This is a genomic window from Enterovibrio litoreus (assembly GCF_045679545.1).
In the GTDB taxonomy this organism is placed as follows: domain Bacteria; phylum Pseudomonadota; class Gammaproteobacteria; order Enterobacterales; family Vibrionaceae; genus Enterovibrio.
Window position 1 is genome coordinate 200,326 of record NZ_CP166194.1, and the last position, 22,780, is coordinate 223,105.

15 protein-coding genes, 1 tRNA gene and 2 rRNA genes are annotated in these 22,780 nt (G+C 48.8%); 7 read left to right on the top strand and 11 right to left on the bottom strand.

Translation table 11 applies throughout. The annotated features are described in order from the left end of the window. Positions 1–3 precede the first annotated feature (3 nt). From AB8599_RS00930 to aspA, 6 genes are all read right to left on the bottom strand, one after another. Positions 4–276 carry a DUF4212 domain-containing protein gene (locus tag AB8599_RS00930; RefSeq protein ID WP_016960681.1) on the bottom strand — a complete coding sequence of 91 codons (273 nt, stop codon included), beginning with the start codon at positions 274–276 and terminating at the stop codon, positions 4–6. Positions 277–466: 190 nt separating this feature from the next. After that, on the bottom strand, positions 467–1,099 hold the full coding sequence (locus AB8599_RS00935; protein ID WP_407331961.1) for a MarC family protein: 633 nt from the start codon (positions 1,097–1,099) through the stop codon (positions 467–469). A gap of 173 nt (positions 1,100–1,272) precedes the next feature. Beyond that, positions 1,273–1,914, bottom strand: a complete 642-nt coding sequence (locus AB8599_RS00940; protein ID WP_407331962.1) for a response regulator — start codon at positions 1,912–1,914, stop codon at positions 1,273–1,275. A gap of 135 nt (positions 1,915–2,049) precedes the next feature. Continuing rightward, the gene (locus AB8599_RS00945) at positions 2,050–3,867 is read right to left on the bottom strand and encodes a protein-disulfide reductase DsbD (RefSeq protein ID WP_407331963.1); all 1,818 of its coding nucleotides are present in this window, start codon (positions 3,865–3,867) and stop codon (positions 2,050–2,052) included. Positions 3,868–4,064: 197 nt separating this feature from the next. Beyond that, on the bottom strand, positions 4,065–5,372 hold the full coding sequence (locus tag AB8599_RS00950) for an anaerobic C4-dicarboxylate transporter (RefSeq protein ID WP_407331964.1): 1,308 nt from the start codon (positions 5,370–5,372) through the stop codon (positions 4,065–4,067). A 219-nt stretch (positions 5,373–5,591) separates the two neighbouring features. Beyond that, positions 5,592–7,052 (bottom strand): aspartate ammonia-lyase, encoded by a 1,461-nt coding sequence (gene aspA / locus AB8599_RS00955; protein WP_407331965.1) that lies wholly within the window; start codon positions 7,050–7,052, stop codon positions 5,592–5,594. Positions 7,053–7,480: 428 nt separating this feature from the next. Between aspA and AB8599_RS00960 the strand changes: the two genes are divergently transcribed. After that, a complete protein-coding gene (locus tag AB8599_RS00960; RefSeq protein WP_407331966.1) occupies positions 7,481–7,990 on the top strand; it encodes an FxsA family protein in 510 nt (169 codons plus the stop codon). Positions 7,991–8,064: 74 nt separating this feature from the next. Here the strand turns inward: AB8599_RS00960 and AB8599_RS00965 are convergent, their stop codons facing one another. From AB8599_RS00965 to AB8599_RS00980, 4 genes are read right to left on the bottom strand one after another with little or no spacing between them, the layout of a single operon-like run. After that, the gene (locus AB8599_RS00965) at positions 8,065–10,020 is read right to left on the bottom strand and encodes an acetoacetate--CoA ligase (RefSeq protein WP_407331967.1); all 1,956 of its coding nucleotides are present in this window, start codon (positions 10,018–10,020) and stop codon (positions 8,065–8,067) included. 8 nt (positions 10,021–10,028) lie between these two features. Continuing rightward, positions 10,029–10,649, bottom strand: a complete 621-nt coding sequence (maiA, locus tag AB8599_RS00970; protein WP_407331968.1) for a maleylacetoacetate isomerase — start codon at positions 10,647–10,649, stop codon at positions 10,029–10,031. Between the two features lie 16 nt (positions 10,650–10,665). Further along, positions 10,666–11,661, bottom strand: coding sequence for a fumarylacetoacetate hydrolase family protein (locus AB8599_RS00975; protein ID WP_407331969.1), 996 nt, complete (start codon positions 11,659–11,661; stop codon positions 10,666–10,668). Positions 11,662–11,690: 29 nt separating this feature from the next. Beyond that, entirely contained in the window at positions 11,691–12,824 is a 1,134-nt protein-coding gene (locus tag AB8599_RS00980) for a homogentisate 1,2-dioxygenase (protein WP_407331970.1), read from the bottom strand. Between the two features lie 171 nt (positions 12,825–12,995). Here AB8599_RS00980 and AB8599_RS00985 point away from each other — a divergent pair, with 171 nt between their 5' ends. Continuing rightward, the gene (locus tag AB8599_RS00985) at positions 12,996–13,448 is read left to right on the top strand and encodes a MarR family winged helix-turn-helix transcriptional regulator (protein ID WP_407331971.1); all 453 of its coding nucleotides are present in this window, start codon (positions 12,996–12,998) and stop codon (positions 13,446–13,448) included. A gap of 29 nt (positions 13,449–13,477) precedes the next feature. Here the strand turns inward: AB8599_RS00985 and AB8599_RS00990 are convergent, their stop codons facing one another. Further along, positions 13,478–14,827 (bottom strand): MATE family efflux transporter, encoded by a 1,350-nt coding sequence (locus AB8599_RS00990; RefSeq protein WP_407331972.1) that lies wholly within the window; start codon positions 14,825–14,827, stop codon positions 13,478–13,480. 279 nt (positions 14,828–15,106) lie between these two features. Here AB8599_RS00990 and AB8599_RS00995 point away from each other — a divergent pair, with 279 nt between their 5' ends. From AB8599_RS00995 to AB8599_RS01015, 5 genes are all read left to right on the top strand, one after another. Then, a complete protein-coding gene (locus tag AB8599_RS00995; RefSeq protein ID WP_407331973.1) occupies positions 15,107–15,397 on the top strand; it encodes a co-chaperone GroES in 291 nt (96 codons plus the stop codon). Between the two features lie 44 nt (positions 15,398–15,441). Further along, a complete protein-coding gene (gene groL, locus AB8599_RS01000; protein WP_407331974.1) occupies positions 15,442–17,079 on the top strand; it encodes a chaperonin GroEL in 1,638 nt (545 codons plus the stop codon). A 633-nt stretch (positions 17,080–17,712) separates the two neighbouring features. Continuing rightward, positions 17,713–19,257 (top strand): 16S ribosomal RNA (locus tag AB8599_RS01005). 90 nt (positions 19,258–19,347) lie between these two features. Further along, positions 19,348–19,423: transfer RNA gene (locus AB8599_RS01010), tRNA-Glu, on the top strand. A 353-nt stretch (positions 19,424–19,776) separates the two neighbouring features. Next, positions 19,777–22,669: ribosomal RNA gene (locus AB8599_RS01015) — 23S ribosomal RNA — on the top strand. The 16S and 23S rRNA genes sit together here with 1 tRNA gene alongside, the layout of an rRNA operon. Positions 22,670–22,780 lie beyond the last annotated feature (111 nt).

Sequence of the window (22,780 nt, forward strand, 5' to 3'; positions counted from 1 at the left end):
TCCTTACTCGTCGTCTTCTACGCCAAACTCACGGTCGAGTTTGCGCATCTGAAAAGCATAAATAAAAATGATTGCTAAGAAGGTATAAATTGACCCTTGTTGTGCAAACCAAAAGCCCAGTTTGTAGCCGCCGATGCGAAATTGATTGAGTTCATCAACAAACAAGATGCCGCAACCAAACGACACCACAAACCAAACCACTAATAAGCCGATCATTAGTCTGACATTTTTTTGCCAGTAGGCTTGGGCGTTATCTCTTTTCTGTTCCTCAGACATCACCATCTCCTTAAGTGCCGAGTTAACGGATTGTTACGATTCGACAATAGCAGCCTAGGTACAAGTAAACACTGCAACTTTAGTCGAGCGAAATAAGTCCGTAACTCTCTGGGATGTAAGGTTTATGTGACGTGAGGCAAACCTTTGGCTTGTTAACGGGATGTTAACTAATCCAAAGGTCTAATAGGCTTTAGGCTAAGGTGTAAAAATCGAGAATGCCCTGTAGCAAATTGTTGGTTGCAACGGCTGCAAGGATTAAACCCATAACGCGGCTTATGATAGACGCGCCTACTTGGCCGATAATTTTGTGGATCATGCTGGCACTCAGCAACAAGAGAAGCGTCACCACTAATACCAGCATCATAATGCCTGCGGTCATGGCTTGTTCGGCAAGGGCAAAACGGTGGTTGTCCGTCAGCATAACGATGGCCATCATCGCGCCCGGCGACGCAATGGAAGGCACGGCTAATGGATACACGGCAGTGGCAGACAGATCGGATCGGGTGAGTGACTCGCTGCTCATTTTGGTTTCTTGATCCGGCTTGCTCTCACCAAAAATCATAGTCAGCGCAAACAGTAGCAACACTAATCCGCCTGCCGCTTGAAAGGCAGGTAAGGGGATTTGCATCGCTTCGAGCAAGAATTGCCCCGCAATCAGGAAAAACAACAAGATACTCGCAGCGATCAGCACGGCCTTGACTGCAACCACTCGGCGCTGTTGCTTGGTCATATGACTGGTTTGCGAAAGGTAAACGGGCACAGAGCCGATAGGGTCAATAACAGCCCAAAGAACAACAAACTGGGTGATGAGTGCGGTTAACAAAGATGGCCTCCTAATAGGATAGAGAAGGTCAAAAGATTACCCGCTAGAACAGCGGGCTGTGATGGAAGAGACTATCACACCTTGCTGTCTATTCGCTGACATTATTGAAGAAGGGCAATGAAGTTGTGCTAATTATCTTAGGTTATCTTAGGAACCATGTTTTATCTTATGAACTATGTTTTATCTTGGGAACTATGTTGCAGCAAGATAACGGCTTGAGTGCGGTTCTTGACACCGAGTTTGCGAAAAATGGCGGTCATGTGTGCTTTGATGGTGGCCTCTGAGACATCTAACTCATAGGCAATCTGTTTGTTAAGCAAACCATCAGACAACATACCCAGCACTTTGAACTGCTGCGGTGTGAGTGAAGCGACCTTCTCCATCAGCGATTCTTCGTCACTATGCCCACTATAATCAATACCTTCAGGAAAGCAGGGCTCTCCATCCAAGACTTGGTTTAGGGAGTTGATCAATTCTCGCATATCACTGGATTTCGGAATAAATCCGACTGCGCCATTGGCTTTAACTTGACGAACAACGCTGGCTTCTTCACTGGCTGAGACCACAACAATGGGCAGCTCTGGATACTGTGCGCGAAGGTGGATAAGTCCTGACATACCATTAGCACCGGGCATCTTTAGATCCAGTAGCAGCAAGTCAATATCAGGTTCTTTTTCTAACAGCGAAGACAGACTGTCTAGCGAATCTGCTTCAAGCAGGTTGGCACCACTGATCGCCATGTGCACTGATTGGAACAATGCATTGCGAAACAAGGGATGGTCGTCGGCGATGACAATGGTGTATTGAGCGTCCATAGCGATTTCGTTAATACCTCTTTAACAAAAAAACTAACACTCGCCATGGAATTGATCAATTTGCATAGGTGGGAAGTAAGAGCTTGATCCCCCGTCATCAGTGGGCAATGTCGGGGGGATCAAGTTTGGCTGCAATTAACCCTGAGAATTAATCAGCTTATTTTGCGCTAGGTGAGACAGAAAGGGGGTTGGCTCCATAAATCCAGTTAATCGCGCGTTGGGCATTGGCTTGCCGTTTGCGTCCCAGAAATCTAAGGTAGGCAGCCCAAGTACATTTAGCGACATCAGCAGTTTGATGTCCTGCGGTCGGTTGGCAGTGACATCTGCTTGAAGCAACACAAAGTCTTGTAGTTTCGGTGCTACGTTTGCGTCATGGAAGGTGTATTTTTCGAACTCTTTGCACGCCACGCACCAATCTGCATAGAAGTCGAGCATGACGGGTTTGCCTGCCTGTTTCGCAGCCGCTAGTTCACGATTCAGATCGTCGATTGACGTGATACGTGTAAAGTTCACCGATGGAATAGCGGGTTTGGTGGTGGTCACGAACAACGCGTTGTAGGTGAATGCGGCACCGGTACTCAGTCCTAGAATCGCAATAATACCTAAGGTGCTCGCCAATTTACCTGGCTTGAGCGTACGGCTGATGTGATACAGCCAGCCAAGCGAAACCAATAGCCATAATGCCCAAAGCCAAATGCTGATGTGTTCAGGCAGCAAACGTTCCAGCAGGAAGATGGGGGCAGCCAGCAATATTAGACCAAAGAAGGTTTTGACCTTATCCATCCAAGCACCTGCTTTCGGCAGGAGTTTATTGCCGAACATGGCTGCGAGAATCAGGGGAATACCCATACCTAGCGCGAGCGCATAGAGCGTGACAGCGCCAGTAAGCAGATCGCCACTTTGTGCTACATAAAGTAGAGCGCCAGAAAGTGGCGCCGTGGTGCAAGGCGAGCAAATCAATCCTGAAATTGCGCCCATGGCGAATACACCTGCGTTGCTGCCGCCTTTTTGATGGTTACTTATTTCACTGAGCTTGGTTTGCAAGCCTGATGGTAGTTGCAGATTGAACACGCCGAACATCGACAGTGCCAGCGCCACAAACAGTGCACTCAATCCCATCAACACATAAGGGTGTTGAAACGCTGCTTGAAATTGCAGGCCCGCCGAAGCCACGACCAACCCCAGCAGGGTGTAAGTCAGGGCCATTCCTTGCACATAGAGCATGGAAAGCTTGAATGTCTGGCCGTGAGTTTTTTTACCGCCACCCAGCACGATACCCGTGAGAATGGGATACATGGGCAGAACACAAGGCGTAAAGGCTAGGCCGATACCCAGGCCTAAAAACAGCAAAGGTTGCCACCAATTGTCTGCCAAGCTGCTCACATCAGTTTGTGAGACAGAAGATGGCATCAGCGTGGCAGTAGTCTCTGATTGAACTTGGGTGACAGTCGCTGTTTTGTCAGTTGTTGAAGTGCCGCGAGTACCGTCAAGCACTGCACTTAGCGGAACATCCACGGTTTCTGGCGGATAGCAAAATCCGGCGTCGGCACAGCCTTGATAGGTCACTTTTAGCAATGAACTGTCAGTGGCGTGAATAATGGGTACGGTGACGGTCAATGGCTGCTTGTAAATCGAAACATCACCAAAAAACTCATCTTTGTAAGGTTGACCTTGGCGCATTTCCAGCGGGCCAATTTTTGCATCCTCACTGGCTTTGACCTCTAATTTATCTTGATAAAGGTAGTAGCCGGGTGTCACCTGCCAGTCGAGATAAATACGATCGCCTTGCTGCGTGAAATTGAACGGGAACGCTTGATCAACGGGCACGAACTTGGGTGCACTGCCCATCGTAGGGGTTGAAGAATTAAACAGAGAAAACTCTGCCTGTGCAGGAAGCGCGCTCATTAGCGCTAGCGCAAAAATGGCGAAAAATCGGGAGCCTATCGTCGACATAGCCTTCATCAGAAACTGTTTTACCTAAGAGTGAAAGAAACTATATCACTGAGACCGGGAAAGCCCGAATTCGTTTCCAGAAAGTGTCAGTAAAATCGATTTAGGTGTCAGTGGGGTAGGTTGTTTTCAGAAACTAGAAAGAAAGAGAAAGCCAAAGAAAAGGGCTCCGAAGAGCCCTATGTTGTGTGTAGTGATGCTTACAAGATGATGCCGCCGATCACAAAGCCTAACGCCACGGAGGTGGCAATAGTCACGACACCCGGAATGAAAAACGGGTGATTGAATACCAGATTGCCGATTCGGGTTGAACCTGTGTCATCCATTTCTACCGCTGCCAGTAAGGTCGGGTAGGTTGGTAGTACAAACAGTGCAGAAACAGCAGCAAATGACGCAATGGCCGTCAACGGTGCGACGCCAATCGCAAGCGCAGCAGGCATCAATGCCACTGTGGTTGCACCTTGTGAGTAAAGCAGCATGGAAGCAAAGAACAGCACCAAGGCAAGCATCCACGGGTAGTCAGAAAGCAAAGTGCCAGCGACTTCTTTGATGCCATCAACGTGCGCATTCACGAAAGTTGAACCTAACCATGCCACACCCAGTACGCACACACATGCCGTCATGCCCGAGCGGAAGGTCGGTGCTTCGGCAATTTTAGATGCATCAATGTCCGTGGTCAGCACAATCAGTGCAGCGGCGGCCAGCATAAAGGTCATGATGGCCTCGTTACGACCTAGGGTTGGATTTTCAATCAAGCCAATAGAGCCCGAAATCGCTGCGGCGTAGCCAACCACGATGACGATCGCCGCCAAAAAGATGTAAGTCGCTTTTTTTGCTGTCGGCGCGATAACTCGCTTTTCTGTGCCTTGCAGCTTGATCTGCCCTTTTGCTAGGCGCTCTTGGTAAACAGGATCGTCTTTCAACTCGCAGCCCATGAAGTTCGCGACGAAAGCGCCCACCATACACGCAATGAAAGTGGTCGGAATACAAATGGCCAGTAGCGTCAGGTAACCGATGCCCAGTGGCTCAAGGATGCCAGAGAAGAAAACCACTGCCGCCGAAATAGGAGACGCAGTGATCGCGATTTGTGATGCCACTACAGCAATTGAAAGTGGGCGAGATGGGCGAATCCCTTGTTCTTTGGCCACTTCTGCAATCACAGGTAGCGTGGAAAACGCGGTGTGACCTGTGCCTGCCATTAGTGTCATCAGGTACGTGACAATAGGGGCATAAAAGGTGATTTGTTTTGGGTTCTTACGAAGGAAATTCTCAGCCTTTTCAACCAGCCAGTCCATACCACCAGCGACTTGCATGGCTGCAATGGCGGTGATTACTGACATGATGATCAAAATAACGTCGATAGGAATGTAACTTTGGCTGGTGGGCATACCTAAAAACAATGAAAGGGCGATGACACCCGCACCACCGGCTAAACCAATCCCAATACCACCGATCCGCGCACCTAAATAGATAAAGGCGAGAACGACGAACAACTCCACTGCTACCATGGGTAACTCCTGTTCAAATGATGAAATTAAAAAAACAAACGGAGCCACTATCAATCCGTGTCGCTGAACCTTTAACCATGGAATATCTAGGGTTTTAGGGGCGAAATGACGGTTAAAAAGTCTCTTCGTTTGCTCTTTACATCAAGCCGCATGACTGGACATGCTTGGGCTTGAATGCAAAAAAATGGGTACTCTTTGTGAGTACCCATGATTTGACACTTAGTTATAGCGTTTCGCTTTGTATTGTGGATGCATCAAGTTTTCGACAGAGAAGATATCGTCGAGTTGCTCTTCTGTCAGAAGGCCACGCTCAAGCACCACTTCTCGGACGCTCTTGCCTGTTTCTGCACAGATCTTGCCGACAATGTCACCCTCGTGGTGACCAATGAATGGATTGAGGTAAGTCACGATACCGATAGAGTTGAAGACGTAGTTCTCACAGATTTCTTTGTTCACTGTGATGCCTTTAACACACTTCTCACCCAGGTTGATGCACGCGTTAGACAGAATCTCAATCGATTCGAACAGCGCCTGACCAATCACAGGTTCCATCACGTTCAATTGAAGCTGACCCGCTTCTGCTGCGAACGTTACTGTGGTGTCATTACCGATGACTTTGAAGCAAACCTGATTCACCACTTCTGGGATCACTGGGTTCACTTTCGCTGGCATGATAGATGAACCCGCCTGCATTTCTGGCAGATTGATTTCGTTAAGACCAGTACGTGGGCCAGAAGACAGCAAACGTAGGTCGTTACAGATTTTCGATAGCTTCACTGCGAGACGCTTAAGTGCACCGTGAACCATCACATAAGCACCACAATCTGAGGTGGCTTCGATCAGATCTTCTGCCGATGTGCAGTTAAGGCCGGTAACATCTGCCAAGCGCTGAACGGCCAGTTGTTGGTAACCTGCAGCAGCGTTTAGACCGGTACCGATCGCGGTTGCGCCAAGGTTTACTTCAAGCAGCAACTCGGCGGTGTATTTTAGGTTCTTCACTTCTTCTTTTAGAAGGACAGCAAAGGCGCGGAACTCTTGACCAACGGTCATAGGCACGGCGTCCTGAAGCTGGGTGCGACCCATTTTCAGAATGTTTTTGTTCTCTTCCGCTTTGCCTTCAAATTCACCTTGTAGGTAGCTGATAGAATCCATCAGCGTCAAGATGCTGTTGTAAACCGCAATACGGAAACCTGTCGGGTAGGCACAGTTAGTCGATTGGCTCTTGTTGACGTGGTCGTTAGGGTTAACCACGTCGTATTCGCCTTTTTCTTTGCCCATCAGTTCAAGCGCAAGGTTTGCAATCACTTCGTTAGCGTTCATGTTAACGGATGTACCCGCGCCACCTTGATAAACATCAGATGGGAATTGGTCCATGCATTTGCCCGTGTCTAGAATCAGATCGCACGCCTGAATGATGTAGTCACCCACATCAGCCGGGATAACTCCCAGCTCTTTGTTCGCCATTGCTGCGGCTTTTTTGGTGAATACCATGCCACGAACAAATTCAGGAACGTCTGAGATAGTGGTGCGTGAAATGTTGAAGTTTTCGATGGCTCGTAGCGTATGAATACCGTAATACGCATCAGCTGGAACATGACGTTCACCGAGTAAATCTTCTTCGATACGGGTAGCGAAATGAGGGGGAGTTACGTTGTTTTCGAGATCAATCGTCTGAGACATAGTTTGGCCCTAAATGAAACTTATTTTGGATAATTATTAGCCATAAAGTTCGCTGTAGAGTCCATTCACCAGAGATTTTGGCTGGATGAAAGTGCGCTTTCATCCGATTTATGCTGAAGGATTTTACTCCTCCAGTGCAGTAAAAACATGAGAGAGATCACCAATCACAACGAAGTCAGATGAATTGCACAATTATGTGATCTTGATCGCCGATGTATTTGTTTCTCTTTGTTTTAACTCGTGATTAAAACGTATTGATCCCGTTAAACTCTTTATCTCACGTGGGTTTGTTTTGCTAATAGAGCTAGCCAATGTTGTACATAATTGACCCCAATATCTTGGCTTTGCCAACATACAACATTCGTTATTCAGCAATGTTAGTATGGTGGCAGGGTTAATCTCCCCCAGAATTCCAAAGAGGTGTATGCGTGTTTCCAATTTTGCTTTTGATGTTTATTACTGTCCCCATTATTGAGATCGCCTTGTTCATTCAAGTTGGTGGCGTGCTGGGGCTGTGGCCGACAGTGGCATTGATTTTATTGACGGCGATTGTGGGCGCATCTTTGGTTCGTAGTCAGGGGCTACAAACATTGATCACCGTACAGCAACGTTTGCAGCAAGGCGAGTTGCCTGCGCAGCAGATCGTGGAAGGTGTGATGCTTGCCGTAGCGGGTGTGCTGTTATTGACGCCCGGTTTTATGACAGATGCCATGGGCATGGCCTTTCTTCTGCCGTGGCCACGCGCATGGCTGGCAAAACAATTGATGAGCCGCGTGAAAGTGGCTGGTTTTCAAAGTGGGTTCCAACAACAAGGGCCGCATGGTCATGACCCATTTGGTGGCCGCAATCATGGACCGTTTCGTGATAGTTCAGAAAATGGCAGCACGTTTGAGGGCGAATACGAGCGCAAAAATGATGACAATCACCGCCTGAAGTAATTTGCGCACGTGATAAAAAGCGAACGTAAAAAGCCAACCTCACGGTTGGCTTTGTGCGTTTTGGCCTGCGGAGATTATTCCTGCAACTCAGGTCTATCTTTATATTGGTCGAGAGATTCAGGGTTATCTAAGGCGCTGAGTTGTGCTACTGCTCTACCATGCACCACATCACGAACGGCGAGTTCAGCCAGCTTTCCTGACTTGGTGCGTGGGATATCGGTGATAGATATTATCTTTGCTGGGACGTGTCTTGGTGTGCAACTGGTGCGGATCGTGGAGCGAATTTTCCGTTCAAGGGCATCATCCAAATCGACACCGGGTTTGAGTTTCACAAATAGCACGACGCGGACATCGTTTTGCCAATCTTGTCCAATCACCACGGAATCGAGGATTTCGTCTAACTGGTTTACATGACGGTAGATTTCAGCGGTACCGATACGTACGCCGCCGGGGTTTAAGATTGCGTCTGAACGACCAAAGAACATCATGCCGCCTTCATCGGTCAGTTCAACGTAATCGCCGTGAAACCAGATATCTTCAATTTTGTCCCAATAGGCTTTGTGGTAGCGCTCGCCGTCCGTGTCATGCCAAAAGCCAACAGGTTGGTTGGGGAAGCTATTACAACACACCAGTTCGCCTTTCTCATCACGAACGGGCTTTCCTTCGCTGTTGAATACTTCGACGTTGAGTGCGAGCCCGCGAACTTGGCTTTGACCACGATAAACGGGTGAAATCGGGCTTCCCAGCACAAAGCAGCCACAAATGTCGGTGCCGCCTGCGATTGAGCTCAGTTGCAGATCTTTTTTGACGTTTTGATAAACATAATCAAATTGCTCAGGGCCGAGCACGGAGCCGGTTGAACACAATACGCGTAGGGTGGACAGTGAATGCTCACGCATTGGTGCATAGTTTTGCTTTTCTTGGGCTTCAAGGTATTTTGCCGATGTGCCGAACAGGGTGACTTTTTGCGCGTCGGTTAAACGCCACAGCACGCCTGCGTCAGGGTAAAACGGTGAGCCGTCGAACAGCACCAGTGTTGCGCCACTTGCCAGTGCACTTGCCAGCCAGTTCCACATCATCCAGCCACATGTTGTGAAATAAAAGACGCGATCGCCTGCCTTCACATCAGAATGAAGCTGATGCTCTTTCAGGTGGTTGAGCAACATTCCGCCCACACTGTGAATGATGCATTTCGGCTTACCTGTCGTCCCCGATGAATACAATACATAGAGCGGATCGTTGAAGCCTACGCGTGTAAACGATAATGGTTCGGCAGGCTTGGTCAATAGCGCGCGCCAGCATGTTTCGTTGTCGTTTAATGGTGCTCCGCCGACATAGGGGATCACGACCATGTGGGTGAGGTTTTCGACACCTTCTCGCACGGCACGAGCTTTGTCGAGATTATCATGGGTTTTGCCGTTGTAGTGGTAGGCATCGGTTGTGAAGAGCACTTTGGGCTGTGTTTGGCCAAAACGGTCCAGGACGCTGTCAGTGCCAAAGTCTGGCGACGTTGATGTCCAAATCGCACCCAGTGAGGATGCGGCCAACATGGCAACCACGGTTTCGGCAATATTCGGCAGATAGCCGGCCACCACATCACCTTTCTCTACACCACAAGTTTTGAGGTAGGCTGCAATGCAGCTGACTTGACGCACGAGCTCAGCCCAAGATATTGCTTTGGCTTTCTCATCTTCTCCAGAAAAGACGATAGCGTCTTTATTGGGCATGTCATTGACCCATTGCAGCAGGTTTTCTGCAAAATTCAGTTTGGCATCGGGAAACCAGCGACTGTTCTTGTTGGGGTCTTTGTCGGGTTTGTCGATGATTCGATCACCTTGTTCTCCCACCACGCCAGCAAATTGCCACAAGGTTTGCCAGAAAGCTTCGCTGTTCTCAATTGACCAATTATACAACTGGTCATAGTGGGTGATTTTCAACGCGTACTGACGGTTTATGGTGTTAATAAAATCTGTCAGGTTGGCATTGGCAATACGTGTTGCGCTAGGTTGCCAAAGAGGCTGATTTGACATGCTTGCTCCTAAACATTGTCTGGGTGCGCCTGCTCAAAGGCGGGTAAGGCCTGGCAGCGCTGTTCTATTTCTTTCAGTGTTGGGTAAGGGGTCAAATCAAGATGGAAGCGGCGGGCGTTAAACAGCTGTGGAATAAGACAAATATCGGCAAGCGTTGGCGTGTCATCACAACAAAACGCGGTTTGTGAGTGTTCCACTTTCTTTTCTACTGCGCTCAGTCCTATGCGAAGCCAGTGCAAATACCAGTCCAGTTTTTCGTCTTCACTGTGTCCCATTGGGCCAGTCAGGTGTTTGAGTACCCGAAGGTTGTTCAAAGGATGGATATCACAGGCAATGTCTAGCGCTAAGGCTCGGCATTTGGCACGCGCAGCGCAATCGGTAGGCATAATGGAGGGAGACGGATATGCCTCTTCCAAGTATTCGATAATTGCCAGTGATTGCGTCAGTATTTGCCCATTGTCGACCAAGGTAGGGACTAGCCCACTGGGGTTGAGTGCCATGTAGTGCTCACTGCGATGGTCGCCTTCGAGTAAAGAGACTGACTGGGACTGATAGCTCAGCCCCTTAACATTGAGCGCAATGCGAACACGATATGAGGCTGAAGATTTACTGTAGTCATAGAGCTTCAAAGCGCGTTCTTCCTTGCTATCCTTGTTGAGCTATCCCATGAGGGATAACCTCTTGTTCAATTCGTCCGAAGATTGAACGACCTTCCTTGTCATGCATCTCGATTTCAACCTTATCACCATAGTGTAGAAAGGGAGTTTTGGGTGCTCCAAGATCCAGAATTTCCAACATTCGTCTCTCTGCTATGCAACAAGAACCTTTGCTGCGATCAAGGTTCGACACTGTGCCAGAGCCGATGATGGTACCTGCCCCTAATGGACGGCTTTTTGCGGCGTGCGCGATAAGCTCTGCAAAATCAAACGTCATGTCGACACCTGCGTTAGGCGCACCAAATAGGTCACCGTTGAATTGAACCGATAATGGCAGATGTACTTTGTTGTCGTGCCAATTCTCGACTAATTCGTCAGGTGTCACAGCGACAGGGGAAAAGGCCGATGCAGGCTTGGATTGAAAGAAACCAAAGCCTTTTGCAAGCTCTTCGGGGATCAGATTTCTTAACGAAACGTCGTTAACTAACATCAGCAGTTTTATGTGCTTTGCTGCGTCATTCGCTGAAGTTGCCATGTTGACGTCGTCAGTGATGACAGCGACTTCCGCTTCAAAATCACATCCCCAATTTTCATCACACAGTTCGATGTTGTCGCAGGGGCCGAGGAATTTGTCGGACATGCCTTGGTACATCAAAGGATCGGTCCAAAAACTTTCGGGCATGCTTGCGCCACGCGCTTTTCGCACTAATTCGACGTGGTTGACGTAAGCGCTGCCATCCGCCCATTGATAGGCGCGAGGTAATGGTGAGTCGCAATCTACTGGGTTAAATGTAAATCGGCCGGATGCTTTGTTGGCGTTTAGGGCGTCGTATCGTTCTTGCAATAGTGGCGAGAGGGTACCCCATTCGTCGATAGCATCTTGCAAGGTTAAGGCGATATCCGAGGCATCGACGGCTTGCGTGAGATCGCGGGAGACTAAAATGAGTTTGCCATCACGGCGATGTTTTAGGGAAGCGAGTTTCATGCGTTATTCCTTCATTCCATTGCGTTGGGTTAGCCACGAGGGGTGGTGCGCCAAGAGAGCACGTAATCATCAAGTTCGGTTTGCTTCGCGGCGTCAGCGAGATCTAATGGCAAGCGCGTGTCGATCATTACAGCGACTTCATCCGTATGTGTTTTCTTGGCTTTGGCCCCCGCTTCGAATGCTTTGGGGTGAGGACCATGAGGAAAACCACAAGGGTGGTGTGTCACCATGCCGGGGTGAATATTGTCTCGGCTGAAGAACTCGCCTTGATGATAGAAGATGACTTCATCGTAATCGTCGTTGTTGTGATAAAAGGGCACTTTCAATGCGCCAGGGTCGGATTCGATGGGGCGTGGTACAAAGGTGCAAATGACAAATCCATCTGCCACAAAAGTAATGTGTGCAGAAGGGGGAAGGTGGTAACGGTGGCTCATTAATGGGCGGATATCTCGCCAGTTGAGTCGAAAGACAGTGAGTTCACCTTTCCAGCCGATAGCATCGAGTGGGTTGAACGGGTAGGTGATTTTGTTGAGCACATTGCGGGATTTTAAGTAGACCTGCCATGAACGTTCATCTTGCTGGGCAAGGAAAGCATCATCGATGTGCGCATGCTCGAGTACTGCTGGATCAAAAATGGCGTGATCGCCCACAATGCCACGATCAGCACTCATATAAGAGCCGTTGCTTGCTTCGATCATCAAGATCGTGATGGGAGAATCGGGTTCTATGCGCCAGTTAGTTGAGCGGGGAATAATGAGATAGTCCCCTTCGCTAAACGTCAGGTGCCCGTAATCGCAATACAAAGAGCCCGAACCTTGATGAACAAACAGGCAATCATCGCCATCCCCATTTCTCACCAAACATGTCATGGCCTGATCACAGCGCCATATTCTGACTTTTACATTGGCATTGGATAGCAACAAAGGCGCGGTGAGTGGGTTGTCACTTGTGTCGTCGATCTGGTTGGTATCAAACGCGTGTGGGCGCAGATCCCCCTCCCACTCTGACCACCCTGTTGGTGCGTGCTGGTGGTACATGTGTGTGGCGGGGCCGAAAAAGCCTTCTTTGCCGCATTCACGTTCAAAGGTGCCTTGTGGTAAATCGCAATGCGCCTGACGGGAAGCGCTACCTTCAATCATTGGAAATGAGAACCACTTTCGCATTTGTCCTCCTACTACGCATCATTTTGCGAGGATGGTCTGAGGGAGTTGGTATATAGTTTCATTTGAAACTATATTAAGGGTAGTGCTCAACAGCAAAAAGTGGCAACTGAATCTCGCATAATTTCCGTGGTGGTTGCATTGGGTGTGACATAACGCAAAGAGGTGAATCGTATGGTGGATGCACAAGCCTTTATTTTGGATGATTTTTTACCTTACAAGTTGGTGAAAACAGCAACGCAGGTGGCCGATGCGCTGGCGAAAATTTATCAAAAAGAATTTGGCATCAGTCGATCGGAATGGCGCGTTTTGGCGTCGCTTGGCGCAAGAGATGGGGTGCTGTCCAAAGACTTGGCTAAAGAAACAAGCATGGATAAAGTCAAGGTATCGCGCATCCTCAATCGACTCGAAGCGAGTGGTATCGTGCTGCGTGAGACACTTGAGAACGATCAGCGAGCCGCGCTTATTCGTTTGACTCAACATGGTTGTGAGCTTTATCAGCAGATCGTTCCACGTGTTCAGACATGGGAGCAAAGTGTGTTGGCGGGATTAACGGATGGGCAATATCGCGATCTGTACTTGGCGCTTGATGCACTTCAGCATCGGATCATGCACTTAGAAACCTGAAGGTTTTTTGGGCTGAAAATGTTGTTGCACTATGAGTGATGAAGTTTGGCGAAAGCTTGTCGGCGAAGTAACAATGCGATGCTATAAGCAATCATACCGGCAATACCATTGGCCACGGCAATACCGATGAACATGCCTTCGGTGTTATCCAAAAGGCTACCCACCCACGCCATAGGCAGTAGCAATATAAACAGGCGCATGAGGTTAATTGTGAAAGCCAATACGGGCTTTTTCATGGCATTGAGCGCACTGACAAGCATCATCATCACACCTTGCATGCCATAACTTGCCGGCACAACAAGCAAGTAGTGCCAGAGTTTATCTTGTACTGCGGGCTCTTGGCTGAACAGCGAAGCGATCGGTAAACTCAGCGGTACCATGGCGATAAACACAATAAACTGAAAGAAAACAGAAAACCGTATTGCTCGAAACAATGCTTCGAAAGCACGTAAAGGGTTATTTGCCCCAAAGTTTTGCGCCATTAAGGGTGTGAGCGCGGAGGTCAGTGCCATCATCACGATTAGCAAAAGTGATTCCACGCGTTGCGCTGCGCCATAGGCGGCAACAGCTGCAGTGCCTTGTACTGCAAGCATCGCCATGAGTATGGCGCCAGAAATCGGGCTTAACGCATTTGATAATGCTGCGGGCGTGCCAATCGAGAGGATGTCTTTCCAATCTTGAAGGAGGTATTGCGTTGATGGGCGAGCCAGTAGTTTTTCCCTCTTTATTAACACGTACAAAGAGCAAATCAGTGCCCCAGCCCAACTAATGGCACTGGCAATAGCGGCACCTTGCACGCCAAACTCAGGAAATGGGCCTAGACCAAATATCAACAATGGGTCAAGCACGCCATTGATGATGCCAGCGACGATCATAATCTTTGCTGGGGTTTTGGTGTCTCCCGTAGCACGTATAGCTGAGTTTCCGGCCATGGGGATCACTAGCAAGGGTATAGTCAGATACCACACGTTCATGTAGTCATGGATCAGCGGCAGTAAGCCGTCTCGTGCACCCAGTAAACGAAACAACGGGTCAATAGTGACAAGCCCAATCATGCTTGCGCTAATCACCAGTAATACGGCTAAGATCAAACCGTGTCCAGAGACTCTTGCGGCATCCCCCATGGCGCGCTTTCCAAGAGAACGTGCAATACATGTTGAAAGGCCAACCCCGATACCCATAGTAATGCAATTGACCGCATACGTGATGGGGAACGTGAAACTCACCGCGGCCAATGCTTCTGTACCTAAAAGGGATATAAAGAAGGTATCAACAAGACTAAACGCCAAAATGGCAACAAGGCCAAACACCATAGGAATGGTCATGTTCTTGAGGACTTGATCAATAGGACCCGTCAGCAGGCCGTGCTTATCCTTCATACTACTCTCGGATTGCTGCTTTCTTCATTGAGATTGAGAAAGCGGGGATGTGTAAACGGGTCAGATGCCCATGGTTATCGATAAGGCAGAGCTACCCTAATGTATAGAATGTGATGTCGCAAAAGATATTGGCTAAAAAAAAGCAAAAAAGTTGCGTTTTCCCCCTTGGGATTGAGGTAACCCACCCCCACTTAGAAGGTACTTTGGGAACGACACTTGCTGTGGTTTCCTTTTACATATTCCATACATGGATCACTACATTAATTCAGGAGACGACCAATGAACATTCGTCCACTACATGACCGAGTAATCGTTGAACGCCAAGAAGTTGAATCAAAATCTGCTGGTGGCATTGTTTTAACTGGTTCAGCTGCTGAGAAGTCGACTCGCGGTGTTGTGCTAGCAGCAGGCAAAGGCCGTATCCTTGAGAACGGCACTGTTCAGCCTCTGGACGTTAAAGTTGGCGACACGGTTATTTTCTCAGAAGGCTACGGCACGAAAACTGAAAAAATTGATGGTAAAGAAGTCCTGATCCTGTCTGAAAACGACATCATGGCTATCGTTGAGTAATGACTATTTCACTATAGAAACAGATTTTTTAAAGGAAGAGAGAAATGGCAGCTAAAGACGTTAAATTTGGCAATGATGCACGAACAAAAATGCTGGAAGGTGTAAACGTTCTAGCAAACGCAGTAAAAGTGACCCTTGGCCCTAAAGGTCGTAACGTTGTACTGGACAAATCGTTCGGCGCACCAATCATCACTAAAGATGGCGTATCTGTCGCGCGTGAAATTGAACTGGAAGATAAGTTCCAGAACATGGGCGCGCAAATGGTTAAAGAAGTGGCGTCACAAGCTAACGATGCAGCGGGTGACGGTACAACGACAGCAACGGTAATTGCTCAAGCGATTATCACTGAAGGCTTGAAAGCTGTTGCTGCGGGTATGAACCCAATGGATCTGAAACGCGGTATCGACAAGGCTGTTATTGCTGCGGTTGAAGAACTGAAAGCGTTGTCTGTTCCATGTGCTGATACGAAAGCAATCGCTCAAGTTGGTACTATCTCAGCAAACTCTGATGAGACAGTGGGTAAACTAATTGCTGAAGCAATGGAAAAAGTTGGCCGTGACGGTGTTATCACTGTTGAAGAAGGTCAATCTCTACAAGATGAACTAGACGTAGTAGAAGGTATGCAGTTTGACCGCGGCTACTTGTCTCCTTACTTCATCAACAACCAAGAATCTGGTTCTGTTGATCTAGACAGCCCATTCATCCTATTGGTTGATAAGAAAGTATCAAATATCCGTGAACTGCTACCTACTCTAGAAGCAGTTGCGAAATCTTCACGTCCTCTTCTTATTATTGCAGAAGACGTAGAAGGTGAAGCATTGGCAACGCTGGTTGTGAACAACATGCGCGGTATCGTGAAAGTGGCTGCTGTTAAAGCGCCAGGTTTCGGTGACCGTCGCAAAGCGATGCTGCAAGATATCGCGACACTGACTGCAGGTACTGTGATTTCAGAAGAAATCGGTATGGAACTGGAGAAAGTGACACTAGAAGACCTGGGTCAAGCGAAGCGCATTACTATCACTAAAGAAAACACCACGATTATTGATGGTGCTGGTGATGAAGCGTCGATCCAAGGCCGTGTGTCTCAAATTCGTCAGCAAATCGAAGACGCAACTTCAGATTATGACAAAGAGAAGCTGCAAGAGCGTGTTGCTAAACTGGCAGGCGGTGTTGCAGTTATCAAAGTTGGCGCAGCAACTGAAGTTGAAATGAAAGAGAAGAAAGACCGCGTAGAAGATGCACTGCACGCAACACGCGCAGCTGTTGAGGAAGGCGTGGTTGCTGGTGGTGGTGTTGCACTTATCCGTGCTGCACACAAAGTCGTAAATCTCCAAGGCGCTAACGAAGACCAAAATGTAGGTATTCGAGTGGCACTCCGTGCGATGGAATCTCCAATTCGTCAAATCGCATTGAACGCAGGTGATGAAGACTCTGTTGTTGCTAACAACGTTAAAGCTGGCGAAGGTAGCTACGGTTACAACGCAGCGACTGGCGAATACGGCGATATGATTGAGATGGGTATTCTAGACCCAACGAAAGTAACGCGTTCAGCACTGCAATTTGCAGCATCTGTTGCTGGCCTGATGATCACCACAGAAGCAATGGTGACCGAAGCGCCTAAACAAGATGGCTCATCAATGCCTGATATGGGCGGAATGGGTGGCATGGGCGGCATGATGTAATCATCCGTTTTAGCTAAAAATACTAAAAGCCCGCGCAAGCGGGCTTTTTTGTATATAAAGAAAAGCTTATTGAGTGTTTTTTACACTAAACCCTAAAGATCTGCATTTTTACTGGCCTTGAAAGATATTTGTCTCAGAAATATTTCCGTGCAGAACCCGCGAACTGTGCTTTACTCAATAGTCTTCTGGTCACAAACTCGTCAAATAAACGAAATCAGATTGAAGCAATGATCAACTTTCTAGACCTTGATCTATCAAGATCGTCGTGATGGTTGTGTATTTTTTAATCAAAAGTGGCCTTTTTGGGTGTTATATAGACATTTGGCATCGAAAGTGTGATTTTTTTCATAAAACTACTTGCGTCATTTTCTGAAGTCCCTATACTGCGCCCCATCGACACGGAACACGGCGATTTCAGCCAGTGACCAAGTCAACGTTCTTTAACAATTTGACCTATACAATCTGTGTGGGCACTCGTATTTGATAGACATAAGATTTATCAATGAACTGAGTGACCTAAGATGGTTGAGCTCTTCGGAGTAACACTATCAACACAGTCAATGCAGATTTGCCTTAGGGCAAAAAAGTAATTCAGTATTCATTGAGCGTCACTTTCGAGTGACAACAAAATTCTAATTGAAGAGTTTGATCATGGCTCAGATTGAACGCTGGCGGCAGGCCTAACACATGCAAGTCGAGCGGTAACATTTCAAAAGCTTGCTTTTGAAGATGACGAGCGGCGGACGGGTGAGTAATGGCTGGGAACCTGCCCTGACGTGGGGGATAACAGTTGGAAACGACTGCTAATACCGCATGATGTCTACGGACCAAAGAGGGGGATCTTCGGACCTCTCGCGTCGGGATGGGCCCAGTTGGGATTAGCTAGTTGGTGAGGTAATGGCTCACCAAGGCGACGATCCCTAGCTGGTTTGAGAGGATGATCAGCCACACTGGAACTGAGACACGGTCCAGACTCCTACGGGAGGCAGCAGTGGGGAATATTGCACAATGGGCGCAAGCCTGATGCAGCCATGCCGCGTGTGTGAAGAAGGCCTTCGGGTTGTAAAGCACTTTCAGCAGTGAGGAAGGTTAGTACGTTAATAGCGTATTAATTTGACGTTAGCTGCAGAAGAAGCACCGGCTAACTCCGTGCCAGCAGCCGCGGTAATACGGAGGGTGCGAGCGTTAATCGGAATTACTGGGCGTAAAGCGCATGCAGGCGGTTTGTTAAGCAAGATGTGAAAGCCCCGGGCTCAACCTGGGAACCGCATTTTGAACTGGCAGGCTAGAGTCTTGTAGAGGGGGGTAGAATTTCAGGTGTAGCGGTGAAATGCGTAGAGATCTGAAGGAATACCGGTGGCGAAGGCGGCCCCCTGGACAAAGACTGACGCTCAGATGCGAAAGCGTGGGGAGCAAACAGGATTAGATACCCTGGTAGTCCACGCTGTAAACGATGTCTACTTGGAGGTTGTGACCTAGAGTCGTGGCTTTCGGAGCTAACGCGTTAAGTAGACCGCCTGGGGAGTACGGTCGCAAGATTAAAACTCAAATGAATTGACGGGGGCCCGCACAAGCGGTGGAGCATGTGGTTTAATTCGATGCAACGCGAAGAACCTTACCTACTCTTGACATCCACAGAAGAGACCAGAGATGGACTTGTGCCTTCGGGAACTGTGAGACAGGTGCTGCATGGCTGTCGTCAGCTCGTGTTGTGAAATGTTGGGTTAAGTCCCGCAACGAGCGCAACCCTTATCCTTGTTTGCCAGCACGTCATGGTGGGAACTCCAGGGAGACTGCCGGTGATAAACCGGAGGAAGGTGGGGACGACGTCAAGTCATCATGGCCCTTACGAGTAGGGCTACACACGTGCTACAATGGCGTATACAGAGGGCAGCGAGGCCGCGAGGTGGAGCGAATCCCAGAAAGTACGTCGTAGTCCGGATCGGAGTCTGCAACTCGACTCCGTGAAGTCGGAATCGCTAGTAATCGTGGATCAGAATGCCACGGTGAATACGTTCCCGGGCCTTGTACACACCGCCCGTCACACCATGGGAGTGGGCTGCACCAGAAGTAGATAGCTTAACCTTCGGGAGGGCGTTTACCACGGTGTGGTTCATGACTGGGGTGAAGTCGTAACAAGGTAGCCCTAGGGGAACCTGGGGCTGGATCACCTCCTTAACGATACTATTGATGCAAGTGCTCACACAAATTGTATAGGTTGAAAAAGTAAAGAGTGGTTTGGCATCCCAAATGCCAAACAAGCAAAGTGTCCCATTCGTCTAGAGGCCTAGGACACCGCCCTTTCACGGCGGTAACAGGGGTTCGACTCCCCTATGGGACGCCACTTATTAAACACATTTTCTGAGTGTGATTAGAAAGTGGTGATTCGAAAGAACATCATAGCTCTTTAAAAATCTGGAAAGCTGACTAGTAGATTTACTTCTTCTTTGAAAAAAGAAGGATTAAATTGAAATCTGTTTCTTATCTCTCTACCCGAGAGGTAACGAAACAAAAGTTCTCAAAACGTTAATTCTTCGGAATTGACACCAAACACATTCAAGTGTTCTTGGTTTCATTCTTCTCTTAGAGAGGGATGAACATATTTGAGTCCGGCGAAAAACCGTTCAACGTAAGTTGAGCATGTTCTTAGGAACAACCTTGGTTGTTTGCCATACACAAGACCTCTTGGGGTTGTATGGTTAAGTGACTAAGCGTACACGGTGGATGCCTTGGCAGTCAGAGGCGATGAAGGACGTAGTAACTTGCGATAAGCGTAGATAAGGCAGTAACAGCCACTTGAGTCTACGATTTCCGAATGGGGAAACCCACGTGCATAAGCACGTATCATGCAGTGAATACATAGCTGTATGAGGCGAACTCGGGGAACTGAAACATCTAAGTACCCGAAGGAAAAGAAATCAATTGAGATTCCGGCAGTAGCGGCGAGCGACCCCGGATTAGCCCTTAAGCGGTTTAAGTGTTAGTGGAATACCCTGGAAAGGGTAGCGATACAGGGTGATAGCCCCGTACACGACAATGCTTTTATCGTGAAAACGAGTAGGACGGGACACGTGGTATCCTGTCTGAACATGGGGGGACCATCCTCCAAGGCTAAATACTCCTGACTGACCGATAGTGAACCAGTACCGTGAGGGAAAGGCGAAAAGAACCCCTGTGAGGGGAGTGAAATAGAACCTGAAACCGTGTACGTACAAGCAGTGGGAGCCTCTTCGTGGGGTGACTGCGTACCTTTTGTATAATGGGTCAGCGACTTACTTTTAGTAGCAAGGTTAACCGAATAGGGGAGCCGTAGGGAAACCGAGTCTTAACTGGGCGAATGAGTTGCTAGGAGTAGACCCGAAACCGAGTGATCTAGCCATGGGCAGGTTGAAGATTGAGTAACATCAATTGGAGGACCGAACCGACTAATGTTGAAAAATTAGCGGATGACTTGTGGCTAGGGGTGAAAGGCCAATCAAACTCGGAGATAGCTGGTTCTCCCCGAAAGCTATTTAGGTAGCGCCTCGGACGAATACTACTGGGGGTAGAGCACTGTTAAGGCTAGGGGGTCATCCCGACTTACCAACCCTTTGCAAACTCCGAATACCAGTAAGTACTATCCGGGAGACACACGGCGGGTGCTAACGTCCGTCGTGGAGAGGGAAACAACCCAGACCGCCAGCTAAGGTCCCAAAGTTATCGCTAAGTGGGAAACGATGTGGGAAGGCTCAGACAGCCAGGATGTTGGCTTAGAAGCAGCCATCATTTAAAGAAAGCGTAATAGCTCACTGGTCGAGTCGGCCTGCGCGGAAGATGTAACGGGGCTAAGCGATACACCGAAGCTGCGGCATCAACTCTTCGGAGTTGTTGGGTAGGGGAGCGTTCTGTAAGCCGTTGAAGGTGAACTGTAAGGTTTGCTGGAGGTATCAGAAGTGCGAATGCTGACATGAGTAACGATAAAGGGGGTGAAAAACCTCCTCGCCGGAAGACCAAGGGTTCCTGTCCAACGTTAATCGGGGCAGGGTAAGTCGACCCCTAAGGCGAGGCCGAAAGGCGTAGTCGATGGGAAACGGGTTAATATTCCCGTACTGCTTATAACTGCGATGGGGGGACGGAGAAGGCTAGGTGAGCTTGGCGACGGTTGTCCAAGTTCAAGTGCGTAGGTGGGTGTCTTAGGTAAATCCGGGACGCTGTTAACACTGAGACACGATGTCGAGTCACTACGGTGATGAAGTCATTGATGCCATGCTTCCGGGAAAAGCCTCTAAGCTTCAGGTTATAAGCAATCGTACCCCAAACCGACACAGGTGGTCGGGTAGAGAATACCAAGGCGCTTGAGAGAACTCGGGTGAAGGAACTAGGCAAAATGGTACCGTAACTTCGGGAGAAGGTACGCTGCCTCCGGTGAAGTCCCTTGCGGATGGAGCTAGAGGCAGTCGCAGATACCAGGTGGCTGCAACTGTTTATTAAAAACATAGCACTGTGCAAAATCGAAAGATGACGTATACGGTGTGACGCCTGCCCGGTGCCGGAAGGTTAATTGATGGGGTTATCTTCGGAGAAGCTCTTGATCGAAGCCCCGGTAAACGGCGGCCGTAACTATAACGGTCCTAAGGTAGCGAAATTCCTTGTCGGGTAAGTTCCGACCTGCACGAATGGCGTAATGATGGCCACGCTGTCTCCACCCGAGACTCAGTGAAATTGAAATCGCAGTGAAGATGCTGTGTACCCGCGGCTAGACGGAAAGACCCCGTGAACCTTTACTACAGCTTGGCACTGAACATTGACCCTACATGTGTAGGATAGGTGGGAGCCTTAGAAGCACGTACGCCAGTATGTGTGGAGGCAATCTTGAAATACCACCCTTGTATGCTTGATGTTCTAACGTTGGCCCCTAATCGGGGTTGCGGACAGTGCCTGGTGGGTAGTTTGACTGGGGCGGTCTCCTCCCAAAGAGTAACGGAGGAGCACGAAGGTGGGCTAATCACGGTCGGACATCGTGAGGTTAGTGCAATGGCATAAGCCCGCTTGACTGCGAGAATGACAATTCGAGCAGGTACGAAAGTAGGTCATAGTGATCCGGTGGTTCTGAATGGAAGGGCCATCGCTCAACGGATAAAAGGTACTCCGGGGATAACAGGCTGATACCGCCCAAGAGTTCATATCGACGGCGGTGTTTGGCACCTCGATGTCGGCTCATCACATCCTGGGGCTGAAGTCGGTCCCAAGGGTATGGCTGTTCGCCATTTAAAGTGGTACGCGAGCTGGGTTTAGAACGTCGTGAGACAGTTCGGTCCCTATCTGCCGTGGGCGTTGGATGATTGAGAGGGGCTGCTCCTAGTACGAGAGGACCGGAGTGGACGAACCTCTGGTGTTCGGGTTGTCACGCCAGTGGCATTGCCCGGTAGCTAAGTTCGGAATTGATAAGCGCTGAAAGCATCTAAGCGCGAAGCAAGCCTCGAGATGAGTCATCCCTGACACTATAAGTGTCCTAAAGGGTTGTTGGAGACTACGACGTAGATAGGTCAGGTGTGTAAGCGCTGCGAGGCGTTGAGCTAACTGATACTAATTGCCCGTGAGGCTTAACCATACAACACCCAAGGGGTTTTAGCGGACTCAGATAAGAACATTGAATGTGTATTGAGAGATAGGCTAGTCAGATTTTCTTCAGATTTTTGTTTTTCGCGCAAGCGGGGGACAC

What these genes read in the sequence shown, in the direction of transcription:
- AB8599_RS00985 (WP_407331971.1), top strand. Translation starts at nt 12,996, where the DNA reads ATGGTGGATGCACAAGCCTTTATTTTGGATGATTTTTTACCTTACAAG.
- AB8599_RS00965 (WP_407331967.1), bottom strand. Translation starts at nt 10,020, where the DNA reads ATGTCAAATCAGCCTCTTTGGCAACCTAGCGCAACACGTATTGCCAAT.
- aspA (WP_407331965.1), bottom strand. Translation starts at nt 7,052, where the DNA reads ATGTCTCAGACGATTGATCTCGAAAACAACGTAACTCCCCCTCATTTC.
- AB8599_RS00995 (WP_407331973.1), top strand. Translation starts at nt 15,107, where the DNA reads ATGAACATTCGTCCACTACATGACCGAGTAATCGTTGAACGCCAAGAA.
- groL (WP_407331974.1), top strand. Translation starts at nt 15,442, where the DNA reads ATGGCAGCTAAAGACGTTAAATTTGGCAATGATGCACGAACAAAAATG.
- AB8599_RS00975 (WP_407331969.1), bottom strand. Translation starts at nt 11,661, where the DNA reads ATGAAACTCGCTTCCCTAAAACATCGCCGTGATGGCAAACTCATTTTA.
- AB8599_RS00940 (WP_407331962.1), bottom strand. Translation starts at nt 1,914, where the DNA reads ATGGACGCTCAATACACCATTGTCATCGCCGACGACCATCCCTTGTTT.
- AB8599_RS00980 (WP_407331970.1), bottom strand. Translation starts at nt 12,824, where the DNA reads ATGCGAAAGTGGTTCTCATTTCCAATGATTGAAGGTAGCGCTTCCCGT.
- AB8599_RS00945 (WP_407331963.1), bottom strand. Translation starts at nt 3,867, where the DNA reads ATGTCGACGATAGGCTCCCGATTTTTCGCCATTTTTGCGCTAGCGCTA.
- AB8599_RS00990 (WP_407331972.1), bottom strand. Translation starts at nt 14,827, where the DNA reads ATGAAGGATAAGCACGGCCTGCTGACGGGTCCTATTGATCAAGTCCTC.
- AB8599_RS00930 (WP_016960681.1), bottom strand. Translation starts at nt 276, where the DNA reads ATGTCTGAGGAACAGAAAAGAGATAACGCCCAAGCCTACTGGCAAAAA.
- AB8599_RS00950 (WP_407331964.1), bottom strand. Translation starts at nt 5,372, where the DNA reads ATGGTAGCAGTGGAGTTGTTCGTCGTTCTCGCCTTTATCTATTTAGGT.